Origin of the sequence: Paraburkholderia sp. Tr-20389, from assembly GCF_017104565.1 — a bacterium.
In the GTDB taxonomy this organism is placed as follows: Bacteria; Pseudomonadota; Gammaproteobacteria; order Burkholderiales; family Burkholderiaceae; genus Paraburkholderia.
The window spans coordinates 208,840-228,609 of the sequence record NZ_JAAGPD010000007.1 but is presented as its reverse complement, the minus strand read 5'-3'; the positions used below and the strand labels follow the sequence as shown (position 1 = coordinate 228,609).

At 61.9% G+C, this 19,770-nt stretch carries 17 protein-coding genes and 1 pseudogene; 5 read left to right on the top strand and 13 right to left on the bottom strand.

Annotated features, from left to right (window positions below; translation table 11 throughout):
- Nucleotides 1–26: 26 nt before the first annotated feature.
- Nucleotides 27–455, top strand: a pseudogene (locus G3N95_RS11300) (alpha/beta fold hydrolase); the annotation flags it as partial.
- Here the strand turns inward: G3N95_RS11300 and G3N95_RS11295 are convergent.
- Nucleotides 452–1,225 carry a class I SAM-dependent methyltransferase gene (locus G3N95_RS11295; RefSeq protein WP_205970068.1) on the bottom strand — a complete coding sequence of 258 codons (774 nt, stop codon included), beginning with the start codon at nucleotides 1,223–1,225 and terminating at the stop codon, nucleotides 452–454. The pseudogene G3N95_RS11300 and the gene G3N95_RS11295 overlap by 4 nt on opposite strands.
- A gap of 500 nt (nucleotides 1,226–1,725) precedes the next feature.
- On the opposite strand from G3N95_RS11295, the gene G3N95_RS11290 reads away from it, so the two are divergent.
- The gene (locus G3N95_RS11290) at nucleotides 1,726–3,138 is read left to right on the top strand and encodes a methyl-accepting chemotaxis protein (RefSeq protein WP_205970067.1); all 1,413 of its coding nucleotides are present in this window, start codon (nucleotides 1,726–1,728) and stop codon (nucleotides 3,136–3,138) included.
- An 86-nt stretch (nucleotides 3,139–3,224) separates the two neighbouring features.
- Here the strand turns inward: G3N95_RS11290 and G3N95_RS11285 are convergent, their stop codons facing one another.
- The 4 genes from G3N95_RS11285 to G3N95_RS11270 all read right to left on the bottom strand — a co-directional run bounded on the left by G3N95_RS11285 (nucleotide 3,225) and on the right by G3N95_RS11270 (nucleotide 7,337).
- Nucleotides 3,225–4,043 carry an ABC transporter permease subunit gene (locus G3N95_RS11285; RefSeq protein WP_205970066.1) on the bottom strand — a complete coding sequence of 273 codons (819 nt, stop codon included), beginning with the start codon at nucleotides 4,041–4,043 and terminating at the stop codon, nucleotides 3,225–3,227.
- Nucleotides 4,043–4,972, bottom strand: a complete 930-nt coding sequence (locus G3N95_RS11280; RefSeq protein WP_205970065.1) for an ABC transporter permease subunit — start codon at nucleotides 4,970–4,972, stop codon at nucleotides 4,043–4,045. The genes G3N95_RS11285 and G3N95_RS11280 overlap by 1 nt, the downstream gene beginning before the upstream one ends.
- Nucleotides 4,969–6,132: a polyamine ABC transporter ATP-binding protein gene (gene potA / locus G3N95_RS11275; protein ID WP_205970064.1), complete on the bottom strand. Its 1,164-nt coding sequence runs from the start codon at nucleotides 6,130–6,132 to the stop codon at nucleotides 4,969–4,971. Before potA ends, G3N95_RS11280 begins: the two co-directional genes overlap by 4 nt.
- 104 nt (nucleotides 6,133–6,236) lie before the next feature.
- On the bottom strand, nucleotides 6,237–7,337 hold the full coding sequence (locus G3N95_RS11270) for a polyamine ABC transporter substrate-binding protein (protein ID WP_205970063.1): 1,101 nt from the start codon (nucleotides 7,335–7,337) through the stop codon (nucleotides 6,237–6,239).
- Between the two features lie 526 nt (nucleotides 7,338–7,863).
- On the opposite strand from G3N95_RS11270, the gene G3N95_RS11265 reads away from it, so the two are divergent.
- Together G3N95_RS11265 and G3N95_RS11260 are read left to right on the top strand one after the other, a co-directional pair.
- The gene (locus tag G3N95_RS11265) at nucleotides 7,864–9,165 is read left to right on the top strand and encodes an Nramp family divalent metal transporter (protein WP_205970062.1); all 1,302 of its coding nucleotides are present in this window, start codon (nucleotides 7,864–7,866) and stop codon (nucleotides 9,163–9,165) included.
- Between the two features lie 118 nt (nucleotides 9,166–9,283).
- Nucleotides 9,284–9,487 carry a DUF1289 domain-containing protein gene (locus G3N95_RS11260; protein WP_205970061.1) on the top strand — a complete coding sequence of 68 codons (204 nt, stop codon included), beginning with the start codon at nucleotides 9,284–9,286 and terminating at the stop codon, nucleotides 9,485–9,487.
- Nucleotides 9,488–9,612: 125 nt separating this feature from the next.
- Here the strand turns inward: G3N95_RS11260 and G3N95_RS11255 are convergent, their stop codons facing one another.
- The 5 genes from G3N95_RS11255 to G3N95_RS11235 form a co-directional block, all read right to left on the bottom strand.
- Complete coding sequence (locus tag G3N95_RS11255; protein WP_205970060.1) at nucleotides 9,613–10,257, bottom strand: OmpW family outer membrane protein; 645 nt, start codon at nucleotides 10,255–10,257, stop codon at nucleotides 9,613–9,615.
- Between the two features lie 92 nt (nucleotides 10,258–10,349).
- Entirely contained in the window at nucleotides 10,350–11,540 is a 1,191-nt protein-coding gene (locus G3N95_RS11250; RefSeq protein WP_205970059.1) for a nitronate monooxygenase family protein, read from the bottom strand.
- A 186-nt stretch (nucleotides 11,541–11,726) separates the two neighbouring features.
- The gene (locus G3N95_RS11245; protein ID WP_205970058.1) at nucleotides 11,727–13,163 is read right to left on the bottom strand and encodes an aldehyde dehydrogenase family protein; all 1,437 of its coding nucleotides are present in this window, start codon (nucleotides 13,161–13,163) and stop codon (nucleotides 11,727–11,729) included.
- A 168-nt stretch (nucleotides 13,164–13,331) separates the two neighbouring features.
- Entirely contained in the window at nucleotides 13,332–14,924 is a 1,593-nt protein-coding gene (locus G3N95_RS11240; protein ID WP_205970057.1) for an ABC-F family ATPase, read from the bottom strand.
- A gap of 97 nt (nucleotides 14,925–15,021) precedes the next feature.
- A complete protein-coding gene (locus G3N95_RS11235; protein WP_241018379.1) occupies nucleotides 15,022–15,930 on the bottom strand; it encodes an NAD(P)-dependent oxidoreductase in 909 nt (302 codons plus the stop codon).
- A 166-nt stretch (nucleotides 15,931–16,096) separates the two neighbouring features.
- Between G3N95_RS11235 and G3N95_RS11230 the strand changes: the two genes are divergently transcribed.
- Entirely contained in the window at nucleotides 16,097–16,306 is a 210-nt protein-coding gene (locus G3N95_RS11230; protein ID WP_205970055.1) for a dodecin, read from the top strand.
- A gap of 205 nt (nucleotides 16,307–16,511) precedes the next feature.
- On the opposite strand, the gene G3N95_RS11225 is transcribed toward G3N95_RS11230, so the two are convergent.
- The 3 genes from G3N95_RS11225 to G3N95_RS11215 all read right to left on the bottom strand — a co-directional run bounded on the left by G3N95_RS11225 (nucleotide 16,512) and on the right by G3N95_RS11215 (nucleotide 19,734).
- Entirely contained in the window at nucleotides 16,512–17,606 is a 1,095-nt protein-coding gene (locus G3N95_RS11225; RefSeq protein WP_205970054.1) for a BMP family ABC transporter substrate-binding protein, read from the bottom strand.
- A 66-nt stretch (nucleotides 17,607–17,672) separates the two neighbouring features.
- A complete protein-coding gene (locus G3N95_RS11220; RefSeq protein WP_205970053.1) occupies nucleotides 17,673–18,602 on the bottom strand; it encodes an ABC transporter permease in 930 nt (309 codons plus the stop codon).
- A 31-nt stretch (nucleotides 18,603–18,633) separates the two neighbouring features.
- Nucleotides 18,634–19,734 carry an ABC transporter permease gene (locus tag G3N95_RS11215; RefSeq protein WP_205970052.1) on the bottom strand — a complete coding sequence of 367 codons (1,101 nt, stop codon included), beginning with the start codon at nucleotides 19,732–19,734 and terminating at the stop codon, nucleotides 18,634–18,636.
- Between the last annotated feature and the right edge of the window lie 36 nt (nucleotides 19,735–19,770).

Genomic DNA, 19,770 nt, shown 5'->3' with positions numbered 1-19,770 from the left:
GCTGCCGCCCCGCTCACTTGCGGCGCGCCTCGGCCGTGCGCTTCAGCGCGCCGTGGTGCTTGCCGGAAGCGATCATCACGAGCGCTGTGCACAACGTCTATGGCGACTCAAGCAAGATCGCGCCGGATGTCTTGCGCCGCTACGTCGATTTCTTTCACGGTGAAGGTACGCGTGAAGCGATCGGCAAGATGGTGCCGTCGCTCCACTTCGCCGATCTCGACACCACCGTGTTGAATGCACTCGATGTGCCGACGCTAATACTGTGGGGTGCAAAAGATCGCTGGATTCCGCCTGCACATGCAGCGGAGTTCACGCGCCGGATTCCTGGTGCACGATCGATCATGTACGATGGACTCGGACATATTCCGATGGAAGAGGCGCCGCAACGGGTACTACAGGACCTGCACGCGTTTCTCGGCACGCCCGATTCCGTACGCACTCCGTTTCACGTCTAGCGCCCGTTCTGCGGAAAACCAGCATATACGCGCGTCTCATAGACGAATTCGACTGTGCCGTCCTGTGCGGCATGGTCGAACAGTTCATGCAACGCCGCGAGCATCGGTTCATGATTCGGATGTCCGGCTTTCGGCGCGTAGGACGACGACAACAGCCTGCCCTTCAGCCCTTCGAAGTCCAGTTTCTGCGCGTTGGGCATCCGCGCGGTGTGAGCGAGACCGTCGCCGAACCAGCCAGCCATCGACGCGTCGTCTGCATAGCGTTCGGAGACGGACTGATAGTCGTCGCTGAAACGGCGCAGCAGTGCTTCGTAGCCTGCAAGGAACGCCGTGCCTTCGAGCAGCCGGCTATTCCAGATCAACGCGATCAACCCGTTCGGCTTCAGAATGCGTGCAAATTCGCGTCGCGCCGCAAGCGGATCGAACCAGTGAAACGCCTGCGCTGCGATCACGAGATCGACGCTCGCGCTATCCAGCGACGTCGATTCGGCTGTGCCGGCTACGCTGCGATAGCCTGCGTAATCCTTGAGCCACGCATCGGCGGCGGCGCGCATTGCCTGATTCGGTTCGACGGCGACGACGGGATGCCCGGCAGCGAGAAAAAGGCGTGAAGAGATTCCCGTGCCCGCGCCGATATCGGCGACCCGCGCACCGTCAGCCAGCCCGCAGCTCGAATGGAGGAACGTAACAAGTTCGCGCGGATAGTCCGGCCGGTATTTGACGTAGTCAGCGACGCGGTCAGTGAAGCGCTGGGTGGAATCATCGTTCATCTTGGACTGGCGCCGGCGAGGTGCGAAGAACGTCAGCTTACTGCAGTTCATCCTGCACTGCGTGACAGTGCATGGCATTGCGCTTCATGTTCAGCCGCCGCCCAGCAGGCGCAACAGCCCCCACAGGAACTTGCAGACCATCACGATCAGTTCCCACAGATACACCAGCTGTTCCCAGCCCGACACGCGCGCGAAGGTTTCAATCATCAGTCGTTGGTTGGAAGGATTCGAAAGACACGCAGCATCGTTTGCGCACGCGCATCGGCGATCCTACCCGATCCGGATGCGGGATAGTCCCTATCAAGTGCTCCCGTAAGGCGCCGTAGAGAATCCATCAGCGTGAACGACGGGTGCAATTCGTGTGCCGCCATTCATCCGCAGGATGCAGATCCATGAACCCGATTACCCGCAACATGCACTGACACGCATGCGTTGATACGCACATCAGACAGACATCGAGACAGCGCACGACAGTGCCGTGCCGCTCAGGAGACTTGATCATGACGGGCTTTTTCAATCGCCGCTCGCGCCGCAATGGCGGCACTTCTTCCGTGGTCGGTGAGATCGCCGCGCAGGCGGGCAAGCTCGGCATCGAAATCTGCGACGTGTCCGGTCATATCGAAGAAGTCGCCGCGCGGGTCAAACGGCAGGCCGACGTGTGCCACACGTTGCGCCGGTCGGCGGCGGCAACCCTCGCGGGCAACCACCGCATCGCCGCGGCGGCCCGCGAAATGAGCACGGTGACGGCACAAGCCGCGGGGGATGTCGAAAGCTCGCAGCAGACGCTCGACGGATCGCTGTCCGATATTCACGGACTGGTTGAAGGCGTGACCGTGATCGAGAGCCAGATCGGCGCATTGCGCGCCGCGCTCTCGCACGTGAGCCGCGTGTCTGAGGAAATTTCGCTGATCGCACGTCAAACGCACCTGCTCGCGCTGAACGCAGCGATCGAAGCCGCGCGCGCCGGCGATTTCGGCAAGAGCTTCGCGGTCGTCGCCGCCGAGGTGAAGACGCTGTCCGCCAAGACGGCGCAGGCAACCGGCCAGATCGAAACGACGCTCGCCCAACTCACCGAACAGACAGAACGTCTGATCGCCGAGGGCGCCGAAAACACCGCACGCGCGCAACGCGTGCGTGAAGGCACGCGGATGATCGGCGACGTCGTGCATTCAACCGGTCACGCGATCATGCAGTTGAATGCAGAGGCGAACCAGATTGCCACGTTGTCCGGTGAAATCGAAGAGCAATGCAATGCATTCGAATCTCAGGTATTGGAGATCGCGACGGACGTCGAGCACTCCGGCGAAAATTTCGTGCAGGCGAAGAACCAGCTAGGCAGTCTGCTCGGCGTATCGGAGAATCTGATCGAACTGACGGCGGCCACGGGCGTCGCCACCGCCGACACACGCTTCATCGACGCCGTCGTACAGGCCGCGGCAAAAGCCGGCAAACTGTTCGAAATGGCCATCGCGCGTGGCGAAATGACGATGAACGACCTGTTCGACGATCGCTACGTGCCCGTGCCCGGCACGAATCCGCCGCAGTTCGTCACGCGCTTCACCGAACTGAGCGACAGGATCCTGCCGCTCATCCAGGAGCCGATGCTCGAACTGGACCCGCGCGTCGCGTTCTGCGCAGCCGTCGATGTGCGCGGCTACCTGCCCACTCACAACCTCAAGTTTTCGCAGCCGCAACGCGACGATCCCGTCTGGAACGCCGCGAACTGCCGCAATCGACGGATCTTCAACGACCGGACGGGCCTCGCCGCCGGCAACAGTACGAAGCGCTTTCTGCTGCAGACGTACCGGCGCGACATGGGCGGCGGCGAGTATGCACTGATGAAGGATGCATCGGCACCGATCTTCGTGAATGGCCGGCATTGGGGCGGATTGCGCATCGGCTATCGGATCTGAGCCCGCACGCCCGTCCTCATCATGAAAAAAGCCGGCGTCCTCTCGGACGCCGGCCATCTGCATTGAATTTCCCGTAGCGGGCTGAACTAGATTGCCATCGCCAGACGCCGCTTCTCCGCGCGCTGCATGAAGTGATTCGCCACCACCACGCCCACCGTGACGACGGCAATGAACAGCGTGGCCAAGGCGTTCATTTCAGGATTCAGACCCAGACGCACGCGCGAGAACACAACCAGCGGCAGCGTCGTTGAACCCGGGCCTGACAGGAACGCGGACAGCACCAGATCGTCGATCGACAGCGTGAACGACAGCAGCCACCCGGCCACCAGCGCCTGCGAGATCAGCGGCAGCGTGATGAAGAAAAATACACGCAACGGTGTGGCGCCGAGATCCAGTGCCGCTTCCTCAAGCGACGGATGCAGGTCACGCACGCGCGACTGCACGATAATCGCGACGTAGGAAATACACAGCATCACGTGGCCGATCCAGATCGTGAAGATGCCGCGCCCCGCCGGCCAGCCTAGCCACTTGCCCATTTCGATGAACAGCAGCAGCAGCGAAATGCCCTGGATCACTTCGGGAATCACGAGCGGCGCGTTGATCATCCCGGTGTACAGCGTGAAGCCGCGAAACCGCCCCATGCGCGCGAGCACGAAGCCCGCCCACGTGCCGATGATCACCGACGCGAACGCCGTCAGCAACGCCACCCGCAGCGACAGCCAGGCGGCATTGATCAGCTCCTCGTCCTGCAGCAGTGCCGCATACCAGCGCGTCGAAAAGCGCGTCCACACTGTCACGAGCTGCGACTCGTTGAACGAATACACCACGAGGCTGATGATCGGCACATAGAGGAACGCAAAGCCGATCGCGAGCGCGATGAACTGCAATACACGATTGGGCTTCATCAGCGTTTCTCCTCCAGTTCCCTGGCCTGCGAGTACTGGAACAGCGCCATCGGCACGAGCAGAAGCAGCACCATCGCGCAGGTGACGGCGGATGCCATCGGCCAGTCGGCGTTGTCGAAGAACTCATTCCACATCACGCGGCCGATCATCAGCGTGTTCGCGCCGCCGAGCAGTTCAGGAATCACGTACTCGCCCACCGCGGGGATGAACACCAGCAGGCAGCCCGCGATGATGCCGTTCTTCGACAGCGGCAGCGTGATCCGCCAGAACGCGGTCCACGGCTTCGCGCCGAGGTCGTACGCGGCCTCGAGCAGCGTCAGGTCCATCTTCACGAGGTGCGCGTAGAGCGGCATCACGAGGAACGGCAGATACGAATACACCATGCCGATGTAGACGGCCGTGTTCGTGTGATACAGCTCGATGGGCGAATGAATCAGCCCGATCGACATCAGGAAGTTGTTCAGCAGCCCGTTGTTCTTCAGGATGCCGATCCACGCGTACACGCGGATCAGGAACGACGTCCAGAACGGCAGCATCACGGCCATCATCAGGATGTTGCGCGTGGCCGGGTTCGAGCGCGCGATGTAATACGCCATCGGATAGCCGAGCAGCAGACACAGCAGCGTCGAGATCGCCGCGACGACCACCGAGTTCACATAGGTCGCGAAGTACAGACTGTCGGTCAGCAGAAACGCGTAGTGCGACAGGTCGAGCGCGATGTGAATCACGCCTTCCTTGAACGTCGTCAGTTCCGTGTACGGCGGAATGCCGAGCTGCAGGTCGGCGAAGCTGATCTTCACGACCAGCAGGAACGGCACGAGGAAGAACAGCAGCAGCCAGATGAACGGCCCCGCGACGACAGCCGTGCGCCCCGTCAGATGGAAGCGGCGCACGGGCCACATCATGAAGGAATGCAGCGCGCTTTTCATGACGTCAACACCACGCCCGCCGACGCGCTCCAGCGTACATACACCTCATCGCCCCACGTCGGCGTTTCGATTTCGGACAGCGCAAGGCTCGACACGTTCGCGATCACGGTCTTGCCGCCGTCGAGCTTCACGTGATACAGCGAGTAGCCGCCCATGTACGCGATGTTCGTGACGGTGCCCTTGCCCCAGTTGAATGCGCCTTCGGGTGGCTTGCGCGTGAGCGCGATACGCTCAGGGCGCACCGAGATCGTCACGGGCATGCCGAGCGGGCCGGTGATGCCGTGACTCACATACAGGCGCACGGGCAGGTCCGGCGTTTCGATGTACACGTGATCCGGTTCGTCCTCGACGACATTGCCGTCGAACAGATTCGTCGAGCCGATGAACTCCGCCGAGAAGCGGCTGTTCGGATATTCGTAGACTTCGTTCGGCGTGCCGAGCTGCACGATCTCGCCTTCGCTCATCACGGCGAGGCGCGCAGCCATCGTCATCGCTTCTTCCTGGTCGTGCGTGACCATGATGCAGGTGACGCCGACCTTGTCGAGAATGTTGACGAGTTCGATCTGCGTGCGCTGGCGGATCTGCTTGTCGAGCGCGGACATCGGCTCGTCGAGCAGCAAGAGCTTCGGACGCTTGACGAGCGAGCGCGCGAGCGCAACGCGCTGCTGCTGCCCGCCCGACAGCTGATGCGGCTTGCGCTTCGCAAAGCGGCCCATCTGCACGAGTTCGAGCGCGGACTGCACACGGTCCTTGAGTTCGGCCTTCGCCACGCCTTCCTGCTTGAGGCCGAACGCAACATTCGATTCGACCGTCATATGCGGAAAGAGCGCATATGACTGGAACATCATGTTGACGGGACGCCGGTACGGCGGCATCTGCGCAAGGTCTTCGCCGTCGATCAGGATCTTGCCCGACGTGACCGTTTCCAGCCCTGCGAGCATGCGCAAGAGCGTCGACTTGCCGCAACCGGAACTGCCGAGCAGCGCGAACAGCTCGCCCTTTTTGACCGACAGGTTGACGCCCTTGACGGCGACCGTCTCGCCGAATTTCTTCACGACGTCGACGATCTGCACGAAGTTTTCCGCTGCATTCTGCGCAGCGGCGGAATTGCCCGAGGACGACACGCCGGCCCCTGCCAGCACGTTCGACTGGTCACTCATGATCTGCTGCTTCTCTCCCTGCATTTAGACGAACAAAGCCCCCGGCTGGATACCGAGGGCTTCATGATGATGCTTTCCTGCACGACCGCCTGCTTCAGACAGGCTTAGCGGCCGGACTTGAACTCGGTCCACAGCCGCGTCTGCAGACGCTGGATTTCAGGCGGCAGCGGCTTGAGCAGGAACAGCGTCTTGACGACGTCCGCCGGCGGATAGACGGCGGGATCGTTCGCGACATCCTTGTCCACGTACTTGCGCGCTTCCGCATTCGCGCTCGGGTAGTACACGGCGTTGGTGATGGCTGCGTGAACCTGCGGCGTCTCGATGTAGTTGATCCACTCCGCGGCCGCTTCCTTGTTCTTCGCGTCCTTCGGAATCGCCATCACGTCGAACCACACGGGCGCGCCGCCCTTCGGAATGTAATAGTCGATCTTGTACGGCTTCTTCGCTTCCGCTGCGCGATGCTTCGCGATCACGACGTCGCCCGACCAGCCGTACGCGAAGCAGACGTCGCCGCCGACCATGTCGTTGATGTAGCCCGACGAGTTGAACTGCGTGATGTACGGACGGATCTTCTTCATCATCGCGAGGGCTTCGCGATAGTCGGCGGGATTCGTGCTCATCGGATCCTTACCGATGTAATGCAGCGCGGCCGCGAACATCTGGTCCGGCGCGTCGAGCACGGAGACGCCGCATGCCTTGAGCTTCGAGATGTTTTCCGGCTTGAACAGGATGTCCCAGCTGTCGAGCGCAACGCCCTTGCCGAGGATCTGCTGTGCCTTCGTCACGTTGTAGCCGAGGCCCGTCGTGCCGTATGCCCAGGGCACCGTGAACTTGTTGCCCGGATCGGCGCCCGCGACGAGCGCCATCAGCGCGGGATCGAGGTACTTGAGGTTCGGGATCTTCGACTTGTCGAGCGGCGCGAAGATGCCCGCTGCGATCTGCTTGCCCGCGTAGTTGCTGGTCGGCACGACGATGTCGTAGCCGGAGTTACCCGTCAGCAGCTTGGCCTGCAGCGTGTCGTCGCTGTCGTAGTTGTCGTACTTGACCTGGACGCCCGTCTGCTTGGTGAAGTTCGGAATCGTGTCCTTGGCGATGTAGTCCGACCAGTTGTACACATTCAGTTGTGTATCTTTTGCCGCCGCCGTCATGAAAGGCGTCGCGCACAGTACCAGCGCAGCCAGTTGGCCCACCACCCGTTTCTTCATTCCGTTCTCCGTTCTGACCGGCGCGAAACCGGTCGCTAACCCCGCTTCAAGCCGCTGCGAACCCGCGGCGGCTACCCTTGAAAAACCCGAAAACTACCATCAATCACTGCACGATTCAAAAAAAACCGCCAGATGTCGCGCAAAGGGTACAGCGCGCGGCTTTCCGTGAGCCTGGTTCGGCTGCAATCCGGTTCCTGTCGGTGGTGCTGGCATCCGGTCAGGCATCGTCCGCCGCCGCGTTCCCGCCGACCTGCACTCTTCCGGGAAGGCTGTCACGCCGCTGCAAAATTTGGCCGCAATTTTATCGGGTTATCGCGTCCTGTCCACCCGAAAAAAACCTCGCTTCCTGCAACGGGACATCCGTGCAATGCAGGTCCGCTGAACCGGACTGCATCGCGCCGGAAACGCGCGGTCCATCATCACTATAGACTGTCAAATAAGCCCAGATGGTGGCGCATCGAGATGTAACCGATTGCATGGCATATGGCTTGCCCACGCGGACGGTGTCTTTCGCCGTCGAAGAGCGATGAACACGAACCCGTTCACATTGAATGCCTTCCGCCGCCGGCGCCGCCGCGGTGCGGGGTCGCCACGCCCCCAGAACCGGCTGTCGTTCGTCGGCGCGGGCGCGCTCGTCGCGGTGGGCTACATGGATCCCGGCAACTGGGCCACGGCGCTCGCAGGCGGTGCAAGTTACGGCTACACGCTGCTGAGCGTCGTGGTCGCATCGAGCCTGATGGCGATGCTGCTGCAGTGGGTGTCGTCGCGCCTGGGCGTCGTGACGGGTCTCGACCTCGCGCAACACTGCCGTGAACACACGAGCCGGCGCATGACACTGTTTCTGTGGGTAACGAGCGAGATCGCGATCATCGCCTGCGATGTCGCCGAGGTCGTCGGCAGCGCCGTCGCACTGCAACTGCTGTTCGGCGTGTCGCTGACCGCGGGCGTTCTGATGTCGGCCGTCGGCACCTTCGCGATGCTCGCGTTGCAACGGCATGGCCGCCGCACGCTGGAGACGGCCGTTATCGCGCTCATCCTGTTCGTCGGCTTGTGCTTCGTGATCGAACTCGCGCTGGCGCGGCCGGACTGGCGCGCGGCGCTGGCGGGCGCGGCGCCCAGCGCCCAGCTGCTGCGCAACGCCGGCATGGTCTGGCTGGCGGCAGGCATTCTGGGGGCGACCGTGATGCCGCATAACCTCTACCTGCATTCCGCGCTCGTCAAGACCCACGCGCGCTCGGCCAGCGACACCGATATCGGCGATGCGCTGCGCGGCGTCAACTTCGGGACCTTCAGCGCGCTTTCATTGGCTTTCGTCATCAATGCGGCCTTGCTGATCGTGTCGGCGGCCGTGTTTCATGCGAGCGGCCACCGCAACGTCACGGACCTCGCCGACGCGCACCGGCTGATCGCCCCCATCGTCGGCTCACACTGGGCAGCCATCCTGTTTGCGGCCGCGCTGCTTGCCTGCGGACTGAGCGCGACCGTCACGGGCACGCTCGCGGGCCAGGCGGTGATGGAAGGGTTCCTGCAGATCCGGCTGCCGCGCTGGCAACGTGCGCTGCTCACGCGCTCGCTCGCGATCGGGCCGGCGCTCGTGGCAGTCGGCCTGTTCGGATCGAACGGCTCGGCACAACTGCTGGTCGCAAGTCAGGTCGTACTGAGCCTTCAGTTGCCGCTCGCCGTCGTTCCGTTGATCCGCTTTGCATCGGATGCGCGACTGATGCGTAACTGGCGTGTGCGTGGCGTGCCGCTCATGCTCGCGTGGGCGTGTGCGGCGGGCATCGTCGCATTGAATGGCGCGTTGATCTGGGAAACGGCGACGGGTTGACCGCATCGCGCGATGAACGGCAATGCATGTCGCTTGAATGAAAATTGGGCGCCGGAAGCCGATTTCGCTTTTGGTTTACCATAGCGGACCGCACGCATCTCCCGCTCAAGGTATTCCGATGTCATCGAATCTGCACGACCTCCCCGACAGCCCCTGCATCGGCGTCTGCTCGACGCTCTTTGACGACGTCTGCAAAGGCTGTGGCCGTACGGCGGCGGAAGTGTCGAACTGGGTGTTTCTTACTGACGAGGAAAAACGCGCTGTCTGGACGCGCATCGAAAGCGAAGGTACCGCGATGCGATTCAAGTACGACAAGCTGTGATGCCACGCATCCGGACGAGGCTCCTTGCGTGCACTGACCTGATCAACAGGATGTGCAACGAAAAAAACGCCGGCTCATGACAAGGCCGGCGTTTTTTATTTCACATCCGTTCAGGCAAACGATACTCAGAACTTCATCCCGACACCCACGCCCACGATCAACGGATCGATATGCAGCGTGCCGAGCGACGTACCATTGAGCGATGCATCCGTTTTCATCCAGACCTTCTTCACATCGACGTTGGCGAACACCGATTTCGTCACTTGCACGTCGACGCCCATCTGCAATGCCGGACCGAAGCTGCTGCGCTTGACCGAAATCTGCTGGTCGCCCGCATGCAGTCCGTCGTTATAGAAGTACGTATAGTTCACGCCCGCGCCGACGTACGGTCGTACCTGTCCTTGATGATTGAAGTGATATTGCAGCAGCAGTGTAGGCGGCAGCACGTTGACGCCGCCGAGCCCGCCGAGGCTCGACGTCACCTGATGCCGAGATGTGCCGAGAATCAGCTCGACGCCGATGCTATCGCGGATCATGTAGGTGAAGTCGAGTTCAGGCACAGTCGCGTTGTTGACGCCGACGTTCAGCGCGGACAACGTGTCCGTGGTGCGTACCTGCGGCACGATGGAGATGGCTCGCAGGCGAACGAGCACGTCGCCGGCATGGATGCCCGACGTCGGGTCGCTGTCTGCGGCGAATGCGTGCGCGGAGATCAGCGCCAAGCCTGCCGTGCACAGTGCAGCCGCGATTGATCGGAGTGTGGTGTTCATAAGCTACCCTGATTTTTGTGTGATTGCGCGAGCTGCAAAGCATCGCGCGAGAGCATTGTCGAAGCTCCCCGACCTGATCTCCTTGACTCCCGTCAACCCAGGGAAAACGCAAGTCGCCCTGCGACCGCTGGTCGCGCCACACCCGTCAGCAGCAGTTCGAGCAGATCGCGCACGCTGCGGATCGCATTGCCGAACGGCAAGGCCTCACGCCCACGGAAAAAGAGGCCATTGTTCACATCGCCGCGCAGTGCAGCTGCAAGCCGCGTGTCGATGCAGAAATGCCCGAACTTTTCGATGCCGTCGCGCAAGCCGCATGCACTCAGGCATTCCAGTGCAGTGGGACAGGCCCGCTTGAGTGCACCGATCTTCGTGCGAATACGCGTTTCGTTACGCAGATAGCGTTCGAGCCACGGCGTCTTCACAGCACGCGCCGGCAAGCCCGTCACGCTGACGAATTCCACGATGTCGTCCGGCGTCGCGTCGGCCAGCACGCGCTTGAAGCGAGGATGCGCATCGCCTTCTTCCGTAACCGCGAACGGTGTGCCGATCTGCACGCCGTTCGCGCCGGCTTCGAGGCATGTCCGCACCGCCTCGTGACTGTTGATGCCGCCTGCAACGATCACAGGCACTTGAGTTCTGCTGATCTGCAGTGAAGTGAAGAGTTCGTCGACCTCCTGCAGGACACGTGTGAACTCGAAACGCGTGTCATGCATATCGTCGAGGTTCGTCACGCCGAGATGACCGCCCGCGTGCGCCGGATGTTCGATCACGATGGCGTCGGGCAAGCGGCCTTTCTTCATCCACTTTTTCAGCACCACGCCGACGCCACGACTGTCCGAAAGAATCGGAACCAGCGCGATATCGTGTCCTTGCGTGAGATCGGGCAAATCGAGCGGCAGACCTGCGCCCATCACGATCGCGTCCGCACCTTCTTCGCAGGCGATACGCACGTAGTCCGCGTGCGCGTTGACGGCCTTCATCACATTGACGGCGATCATGCCGCGCCCTTCACTGAGGTTTCGCGCGGCCCGGATTTCACGCACGAGCGCGGTGCGGTTTGCGTCTTCGAGCGTCGCGCGATCGGGCGTTGCGCGGCAGCGTTCGAGCAGGTCGTCGTGATGGTGGCGCAGATCGATGCTGGCGATCGTGCCGAGCGCGCCTTCGCGCGCCACGCTGCCCGCAAGCCGGTGCGCGGACACACCGACGCCCATACCGCCTTGCACGATGGGCAACAGCGAACGCCCGCGAATCACAAGCGGAGCGAAAGGATGAGAAGGAAACATAAGAGGCCTCCGTCGTCGACGGGTGTCGACGAAAAGCCTCGATGGTCGCAACTGGCGGGTGCAGTACCTTGCGTGAAATCAAACAAAAAGCGCGTGCCGTTTACCGACACGCGCTTTCATTGCGCTTCGTCATCCGTCGTGCGCGCCTTGTCAACGTGAACCGACTCGCGAAGCGCACATGCAAATTTATGCAGGCTTGCTAATCTTCAACTGCATCGACTTGTACTCGAGATACTCTTCGAGCCCGTAGGTGCCGTTCTCGCGGCCATGTCCCGACTGCTTGAAGCCGCCGAATGGCGCGACCATGTTCCATGCACCGCCGTTGATGTCGACCTGCCCCGTGCGCATCCGCCGCGCGACGCTCATCGCGCGCTCGTCGCTACCGGCCCACACGGCTCCCCCGAGTCCGTACACCGAGTCATTGGCGATCCGCACGGCTTCCTCTTCGTCCTTGTACGTGAGGATGGTCAACACCGGCCCGAAGATTTCCTCCTGCGCGATCGTCGCCTTCGGATGCACGCGGCCAAACACAGTCGGCTTCACGAAGAAGCCCTTCGAGATGCCATCCGGCATGCCGGTGCCGCCCGTAACGAGTTCGGCGCCTTCCTCGATGCCACGTGAAATATATTGCTGCACGCGAGACTGCTGCGCAGCCGAAGCAAGCGGACCGAGACGCGTCGTCTCGACGCGTGGATCGCCCGCGACGAATGCCTCAGCCGCTTTCTTCGCCAGTTCGCGTGCTTCGTCGTAGCGCGATTCCGGCACGATCATGCGTGTGTGCGCCGAACACGTTTGACCCGAGTTCAGGAAGCACGCGCTAACGGTACCCTTGATTGCAGCCGCGAAGTCGGCGTCGTCGAGAATCACCGATGCCGACTTGCCGCCCAGTTCCAATGCAATCCGCTTCACCGTCCCGGCCGCGAGTTCCGATACGCGTTTCCCGGCGCGTGTCGAACCTGTGAACGACACCATGTCGACGGACGGATGACTGGCGAGCACTTCACCGACCACCGGGCCATAACCGCTGACGAGATTGAACACGCCAGCGGGCAAGCCCGCTTCATGAATCGCTTCCGCGAGTACGAACGCATTGAGCGGCGCCACTTCCGACGGCTTCAGCACGATAGTGCAGCCAGCCGCAAGCGCGGCGGCAACCTTCAGCGTGATCTGATTCAGTGGATAGTTCCAGGGCGTAATCGCGGCGACCACGCCAACGGGTTCGCGCACGACGAGCGAATTACCGACCCGTTCCTCGAACTGGAATTCACCCGCGAGCTTTGCGTAGGTATTCCAGTTGTACACGGGACCGCCGACCTGGATGGCTCGCGCCAGCTTGATAGGCATACCGACTTCACCGCAGATGTAGCCTGCCAGTTCATCCGTACGTGCCTTGAGGTTGTCTGCAATCTTTTGCAGGTAAGCGCCGCGCTCTTTTGGCGGCGTCGCAGCCCAACCGTCGAAGGCAGCCCGCGCGGCGGCAATCGCGGCTTCAGCATCGGCCTCGATCCCCTCGGGGATGCGGCCCATCACTTCTTCCGTGCCCGAATCGATCACGTCGATCGTACCGGTGCCGCAAGGCTTGATCCATTTGCCGTCGATGTAGAAGTGCTCGAAGGTCTTCATTTCTTGCGTCCTGTCTCCTGGATAGTCCGTTTATTTTACTCACGGACCACAGACGGGATCGGACACATGCCAGAGACGTCCGTATGAGAAGGCGAACGAATCGGCGACATCCAATAAAAAACCCGCTTCTTGCGAAGCGGGTTTATAGAGAATTCGCGACCGTGGCGCTTACTGCAAGCCCTGGCTCGACAGGAAGTCTTCGTAGTTGCCGCCGAAGTCATTCAACGTGCCATCCGTCTTCACTTCGATAATGCGGTGAGCGAGGCCGCTCACGAACTCACGGTCGTGTGAAACGAAGATCAGCGTGCCGTCGTACTTCTCGAGTGCGATCTGCAGCGATTCGATCGATTCCATGTCCATGTGGTTCGTCGGCTCATCCATCAGCAGCACGTTGTGGCGGCCGAGCATCAGTTTGCCCCAGATCATGCGGCCCTTCTCGCCGCCCGACAGCACCTTCACCGACTTCCTGATGTCGTCTGCATTAAAGAGCAGGCGGCCGAGCGTGCCACGCACCATCTGTTCGTCGTCACCTTCCTTGCGGTACTGGTCGATCCAGTCCATCAGCGTGACGTCGCTCGGGAACTCTTCGTACGTGTCCTGCGGCATGTAGCCGACATTCGCGTTCTCGGCCCATTTGATCGTACCGTGCTCGAGCGCCAGATTGCCGAGCAGCGAGCGCAGCAGCGTGGTCTTGCCCGCGCCGTTTTCGCCGATGATTGCGATGCGCTCGCCCGGCTGCACGCTCAGGTTGAAGTTGTTGAAGATCGTGCGGTCGTACTTCTTCGTGATGCTGTCCGCGACCACTGCAATATTGTGCAGCTTCTTCTCGTACTCGAAGCGAATGAACGGATTCTGACGCGACGACGGCTTGAATTCCTCGATCTTGATCTTGTCGATCATCTTGAGACGGCTGGTCGCCTGCCGGGCTTTCGACTTGTTGGCCGAGAAGCGGCGCACGAAGTCCTGCAGATCGGCGACACGTTCCTTCGCCTTCGCGTTCGCAGCCTGCTGGCGCTCGCGCGCCTGCGTGCTCGCGAGCATGTAGTCGTCGTAGTTGCCCGGATAGACCTTCAGCGTGCCGTAGTCCATGTCCGCCATGTGCGTGCAGACCTGGTTCAGGAAGTGACGATCGTGCGAAATGATGATCATCGTCGAGTCGTACTCGTTCAGCACGTCTTCGAGCCAACGGATCGAGTTGATGTCCAGGTTGTTGGTCGGTTCGTCGAGCAGCAGCACGTCGGGCTTCGAGAACAGCGCCTGCGCGAGCAGCACGCGCAGCTTCCAGCCGGGGGCGACGTTGCTCATCGGACCATTGTGCAGGTCTATCGAGATGCCGATGCCGAGCAGCAGTTCGCCCGCGCGCGCTTCTGCCGTATAGCCGTCGTATTCGGCGAACTTTGCTTCCAGTTCGGCGGCGTGCATGTAGTCGTCGTCGGTCGCTTCCGGATTCGCGTAGATCGCGTCGCGCTCGGTCATCGCCGCCCACATCTCCGTGTGGCCCATCATCACGACGTCGAGCACGCGCACGTCTTCATACGCGAACTGGTCCTGACGCAGCTTGCCGAGACGGACGTTCGGCTCGAGCATCACGTTACCCGAACTCTGCTCGAGATCGCTGCCCAGGATTTTCATGAACGTCGACTTGCCGCAACCGTTCGCGCCGATCAGGCCGTAGCGGTTACCTTCGCCGAATTTGACCGAGATGTTCTCGAACAGGGGCTTCGGCCCGAATTGCATGGTGATGTTGGCAGTAGACAGCACGGCGCGTCCCTTTGAATGATAGATCGGCGAAAAACCAAGTATTTTAGCAGGTTATCGCGTCACGCGCGCCGCGCTCCGGGCGGCTGCGATAGCCCCGCTATCCGTTTTTACGTGGCGTCTGCAACACGTCGATGAAACCGGACAGATCCGCGTCCGCGAGTCCCATCGCTGCTCCGAGACGCAGCAATTGCTGCACCGCGCCCGAAACCGGCATTGGAGTGCCTGTTTCGTATGCGGCCGCTGCAATCGTGTCAACGTCCTTCTGGAACGTACTTAGTGCACCGATGGGAGGCTGGCCGGCCTGCGTCATGCGAGGCACGAAGGTCTGCAGCAGCACCGAGTCGGCCCAGCCGCCCGCGAGCGCCTGCGTCAGCCGCGCGGCATCGATGCCGCTGCGCTGCGCAAGACTGACGGCCTCGGCAATGGCCGCCACCGTCGACGTCACGATCGCCTGATTGCATAACTTGGTGGTCTGTCCAGCGCCCGCGTCACCCATATGCGTGACGCGGACCGCATAGGCCTCTATCACGGGCGTCACGGCGGCGACATCGGCCGGCTCGCCGCCCGCCATCACGGCGAGCGTTCCCGCAATCGCGCCCGCCACGCCGCCCGAGACGGGCGCGTCGATCCAGCCGATGCCCGCTTCGGCGGCGCGCCTGGCGAAAGCACGCGTCGCGGACGGCGGGATACTGCCGTGATCGACGATCCAGCGGACGGGGCTGTCGCCGCCCTGCTGCATCACGGCTGGCACGATTCCATTTGCCCCGAACACGACTTCCTCCACGGCTCCTGCATCCAGCACACACAGGAAAATCGCTTCCGCCCGACTGACGAGTTCGGCAGGTATCGACGCGACCGTGGCGCCATCCGGCACGAGCGCTTCCGCTTTCGCGCGCGTGCGATTCCAGACCTGCACTGCATGACCTGCACCCAGCAGATGGCGAATCATCGGCGCCCCCATCAGGCCCGGTCCGCAAAAACCGATCTCCACTTTCTTCTCCTTCATTCGATGCACTGCATGCATCGGATTGCATCCACCGCACGTCGTCGGTCTCGAACCGTTCATGATACCGGCCGCATCGCGTTGCAGCACGTCGGGCACGCGACGTGCATTCTGGTTCGTTCACTCGAAGCACATTGCCTATACTTTTTCGACCACCAGGAGGTGCATCATGAGCGACCACGTGTACAAGCACATCGAGCTGACGGGTTCGTCCACGAAATCCAGCGATGACGCGATTCGCTGCGCGATCGAAAAAGCGGGGAAGACGGTGCGCAATATGCACTGGTTCGAAGTCGTGGAGACGCGCGGCCATATCGAAGACAACAAGGTCTCGCACTGGCAGGTCACCCTGAAGGTGGGCTTGCGCATCGAGGATTGAGGCAGCGCCGGACCGCGTGTGGCAAGCGACACGAAGCGGACAGCGCGCGTCGTTCGCTGCAAGTTCGTGGGCCCATGAAAAAAGCTGCATCCGTCGTGACACCGGATGCAGCTTTTCACGCGCGCGCGGTTCGCAGGCGCATGCGTTGCGATGCAACTGTCGCGCCGAACGAACCTTCGTGCGGCGAGCAGTTTAGTTCAGCACGTCACTTCGGCAGCGAACCGTCCACGCCCTCGACATACCAGTTCAGGCGCTGCAGTTCCGGATCAGCCAGCGTCTTGCCTGCAGGCACCTTCACGGCGCCCGTCTGATCCTTGATCGGACCCGTGAACACATCCCACTTGCCGCTGGCCAGTTCCGTGCGTTTGGCATCGACATCCTTCATCGCATTGGCCGGAATCGCGGTCGTGTTCAGGTCTTCGAGATTGACGGCCTTTTGCGGAATGCCCCACCACACCGGGTCGTTCTTCCACTTGCCGTCCAGCACCTGCTGGATGGCCGCCGTGTAATACACACCCCAGTGCGCGACGACCGAACCGAGGTGCGCATCAGGACCGAACTTCTTCATGTCCGAATCCCAGCCGAATGCATGCACGTGCTTTTCGGAAGCCGTAGCAAGGGTCGCGCTCGAATCGGTGTTCTGCAACAGCACGTCGGCACCCTGGCCGATCAGCGTTTCGGCCGCCTGCTTCTCCTTGCCCGGATCGAACCAGCTGTTGATCCAGATGACCTTGGTGTGCACCTTCGGATTCACCGAGCGCGCACCGAGCGTGTATGCATTGATGTTGCGCACCACTTCAGGAATCGGCACCGACGCAACGAAGCCGAGCGTATTCGTCTTCGTCACATAGCCGGCTGCGACGCCCGCGAGATAGGCCCCCTGATACATGCGCACGTCGTACGTGCCGAAGTTTGCCGCCTTCTTGTAACCCGTCGCGTGCAGGAAGACCGTGTCCGGGAAATCCTTCGCGACCTTCAGTTCGAAATCCTGGAACCCGAAGCTCGAACCGAAGATGATCTTGTTGCCTTTGTTCGCCAGATCGCGGAACACGCGCTCCGAGTCGGCAGATTCGGGCACGTTCTCGACGCGCGTGATCTTGATCTTGTTGCCGAACTTCGCTTCCGCTTCCTTCGAGCCCTGGTCGTGCGCGTAGGTCCAGCCTGCATCGCCCGCATTACCGAGATAGACGAACGCGACGCCGGGCGCATCGGCGGCCTGCGCCGTCGACATCAGCGCGCCGCCCGTGGCGAGCGACGCCGCAGCAAGCGCCAGCGCGCTCAGCATGGTTCTTTTTTTCATGTTCTTCTCCTGTCGTTGGATTGGATGTTTTGATTGATGAACTGTTATGCAGTATTCGACACGCGCTCAGCCCGCCCCAAAGAACGGCTTGCCGAGCGACGCGGGCGCATTCAGGCGAATCGTGTTCGGATTGCGCGAGATCAGCACGAGCACGACGACGGTCGCGACATACGGAAGCATCGCGAGGAACTGCGTCGGCACGGGAACGCCGATCGCCTGTGCATAAAACTGCAGGCCCGTCACTGCACCGAACAATAGTGCACCGATGAGCAGGCGGCCCGGGCGCCACGTCGCAAACACGACGAGCGCCAGTGCAATCCAGCCACGACCTGAAGTCAATTGCTCCTGCCACAAGTGCAGATTGACGATCGAGTAGTAGCCGCCTGCGAGGCCCGCCATCGCACCACCGAAGAGCGTCGCGCCATAACGCACGCCGATCACTGGAAAACCGACCGAGTGCGCGACCTGCGGCGATTCGCCGACCGAGCGCAGCACGAGCCCGGCCCGCGTGCGATACAGGAACCAGCCGACGACACCGAACATGATGAACGCGAGATAGTCGAGCGGCGTAAGGCTGAAGAGCGCCGGGCCGAGCACGGGAATCTTCGACAGACCCGGAATGACCCACGCGCCGATCGTCTCGCGCACGGCCGCCGACGTGTACGGCTTGCCGACATAGGCGGACAGGCCGATGCCGAAGATCGTCAGCGAGAGTCCCGTGGCCACCTGGTTGGCGAGCATCGACAGCACGAGAAACGCGAACAGCAGCGACATCGCGATGCCCGCGCCGATCGCCGCGAGTACGCCGAGCCACGGATTACCCGTGATGGCCGTCACCGCGTAGCCCGAGACGGCTCCCATCAGCATCATCCCTTCGACGCCGAGGTTGAGCACGCCCGACTTCTCGGTGACGAGTTCGCCGACGCCCGCGAACATCAGCGGAATCGCGGCGACGACCGCGCTCGACGTTAGCGCGCTGGCTTGTTGAATATCCATATTGACCTGATTGGATCCGGGTTCGTGCGTGTTACAAAGCCGCGATGCCGCGACGGCGCACGCGATAGTTGACGAACATATCTGCGCCCAGCAGACAGAACAGCAGCAGTCCCTGGAACACGCCCGACAACGCCTGCGGCAACTGCATCGACGTCTGCACAGCTTCACCGCCGAGGTAAAGCAGCGCCATCAGCAGACTCGCGAGCACGATGCCGACGGGATGCAACCGTCCGACGAACACGACGATGATCGCGGTGAAGCCGTAGCCCGGCGACCATGTCGCCTGCAACTGCCCGATCGGACCGGCGATCTCCCCCATGCCGGCGAGACCCGCCAGACCGCCGCTGATCAGCAGAGACGTCCAGATCGTCTTCTTGTCCGAGAAGCCTGCATAGCGCGCGGCCAGCGGCGCGAGCCCGCCCACGTTCATCCGGAAGCCCGCAAAGCTCTTGCGCATGAAGAGCCACACGAGCGGGATCGCGATGACGGTTACGAAGATCGATGCGTTCAGACGCGTGCCCTTCAGGAATTTCCAGTGCCAGTCGCCGTAGAGCGTCGGGTACAGTGCGTCGCCCGAGAACATCTCGGAGAGCGGGAAGTTCATGCCCTGCGGGTCGCGCCACGGGCCGCTCACCAGATAGATCAGCAGCTGCGTGGCGACGTACGTGAGCATCAGGCTCGTGAGAATCTCGTTGGTGTTGAAACGGCTCTTGAGCAGCGCGGGAATCGCGGCCCACGCCATGCCGCCGAGCACACCCGCGATCATCATGGTCGGCAGGATCCACCAGCCCGTCGCCTGATCGAAGTAGATCGCAACGCCGCTCGCCGCGATGCCGCCCAGCAGCATCTGGCCTTCGGCGCCGATGTTCCAGACGTTCGCGCGATAGCCGATGGCAAGGCCGAGTCCGATCAGGCACAGCGGCGATGCCTTGAGCAGCAGCTCCGTCCAGCCGTTGACGCTAGCTAGCGGCTCGATGAAGAACGCGTACATCGCCTGCGCGGGATCGCGCCCGACGAGGCTGAAAATCAGAAAACCGATGGCCAGCGTGAGGAGCGCGGCGATCAGCGGCACGGCGAGCTGCATCGTTCGCGATGGCGTCGTGCGGGCTTCGAGTCGATACGGAAGAATCATTGTGCGTTTTGTCGCGTATGTCGATGTGGTCTCTGC

Coding starts and splice junctions, on each gene's coding strand:
- G3N95_RS11295 (WP_205970068.1), bottom strand. CDS start 1,225: ATGAACGATGATTCCACCCAGCGCTTCACTGACCGCGTCGCTGACTAC.
- G3N95_RS11290 (WP_205970067.1), top strand. CDS start 1,726: ATGACGGGCTTTTTCAATCGCCGCTCGCGCCGCAATGGCGGCACTTCT.
- G3N95_RS11285 (WP_205970066.1), bottom strand. CDS start 4,043: ATGAAGCCCAATCGTGTATTGCAGTTCATCGCGCTCGCGATCGGCTTT.
- G3N95_RS11280 (WP_205970065.1), bottom strand. CDS start 4,972: ATGAAAAGCGCGCTGCATTCCTTCATGATGTGGCCCGTGCGCCGCTTC.
- potA (WP_205970064.1), bottom strand. CDS start 6,132: ATGAGTGACCAGTCGAACGTGCTGGCAGGGGCCGGCGTGTCGTCCTCG.
- G3N95_RS11270 (WP_205970063.1), bottom strand. CDS start 7,337: ATGAAGAAACGGGTGGTGGGCCAACTGGCTGCGCTGGTACTGTGCGCG.
- G3N95_RS11265 (WP_205970062.1), top strand. CDS start 7,864: ATGAACACGAACCCGTTCACATTGAATGCCTTCCGCCGCCGGCGCCGC.
- G3N95_RS11260 (WP_205970061.1), top strand. CDS start 9,284: ATGTCATCGAATCTGCACGACCTCCCCGACAGCCCCTGCATCGGCGTC.
- G3N95_RS11255 (WP_205970060.1), bottom strand. CDS start 10,257: ATGAACACCACACTCCGATCAATCGCGGCTGCACTGTGCACGGCAGGC.
- G3N95_RS11250 (WP_205970059.1), bottom strand. CDS start 11,540: ATGTTTCCTTCTCATCCTTTCGCTCCGCTTGTGATTCGCGGGCGTTCG.
- G3N95_RS11245 (WP_205970058.1), bottom strand. CDS start 13,163: ATGAAGACCTTCGAGCACTTCTACATCGACGGCAAATGGATCAAGCCT.
- G3N95_RS11235 (WP_241018379.1), bottom strand. CDS start 15,930: ATGAAGGAGAAGAAAGTGGAGATCGGTTTTTGCGGACCGGGCCTGATG.
- G3N95_RS11230 (WP_205970055.1), top strand. CDS start 16,097: ATGAGCGACCACGTGTACAAGCACATCGAGCTGACGGGTTCGTCCACG.
- G3N95_RS11225 (WP_205970054.1), bottom strand. CDS start 17,606: ATGAAAAAAAGAACCATGCTGAGCGCGCTGGCGCTTGCTGCGGCGTCG.
- G3N95_RS11220 (WP_205970053.1), bottom strand. CDS start 18,602: ATGGATATTCAACAAGCCAGCGCGCTAACGTCGAGCGCGGTCGTCGCC.
- G3N95_RS11215 (WP_205970052.1), bottom strand. CDS start 19,734: ATGATTCTTCCGTATCGACTCGAAGCCCGCACGACGCCATCGCGAACG.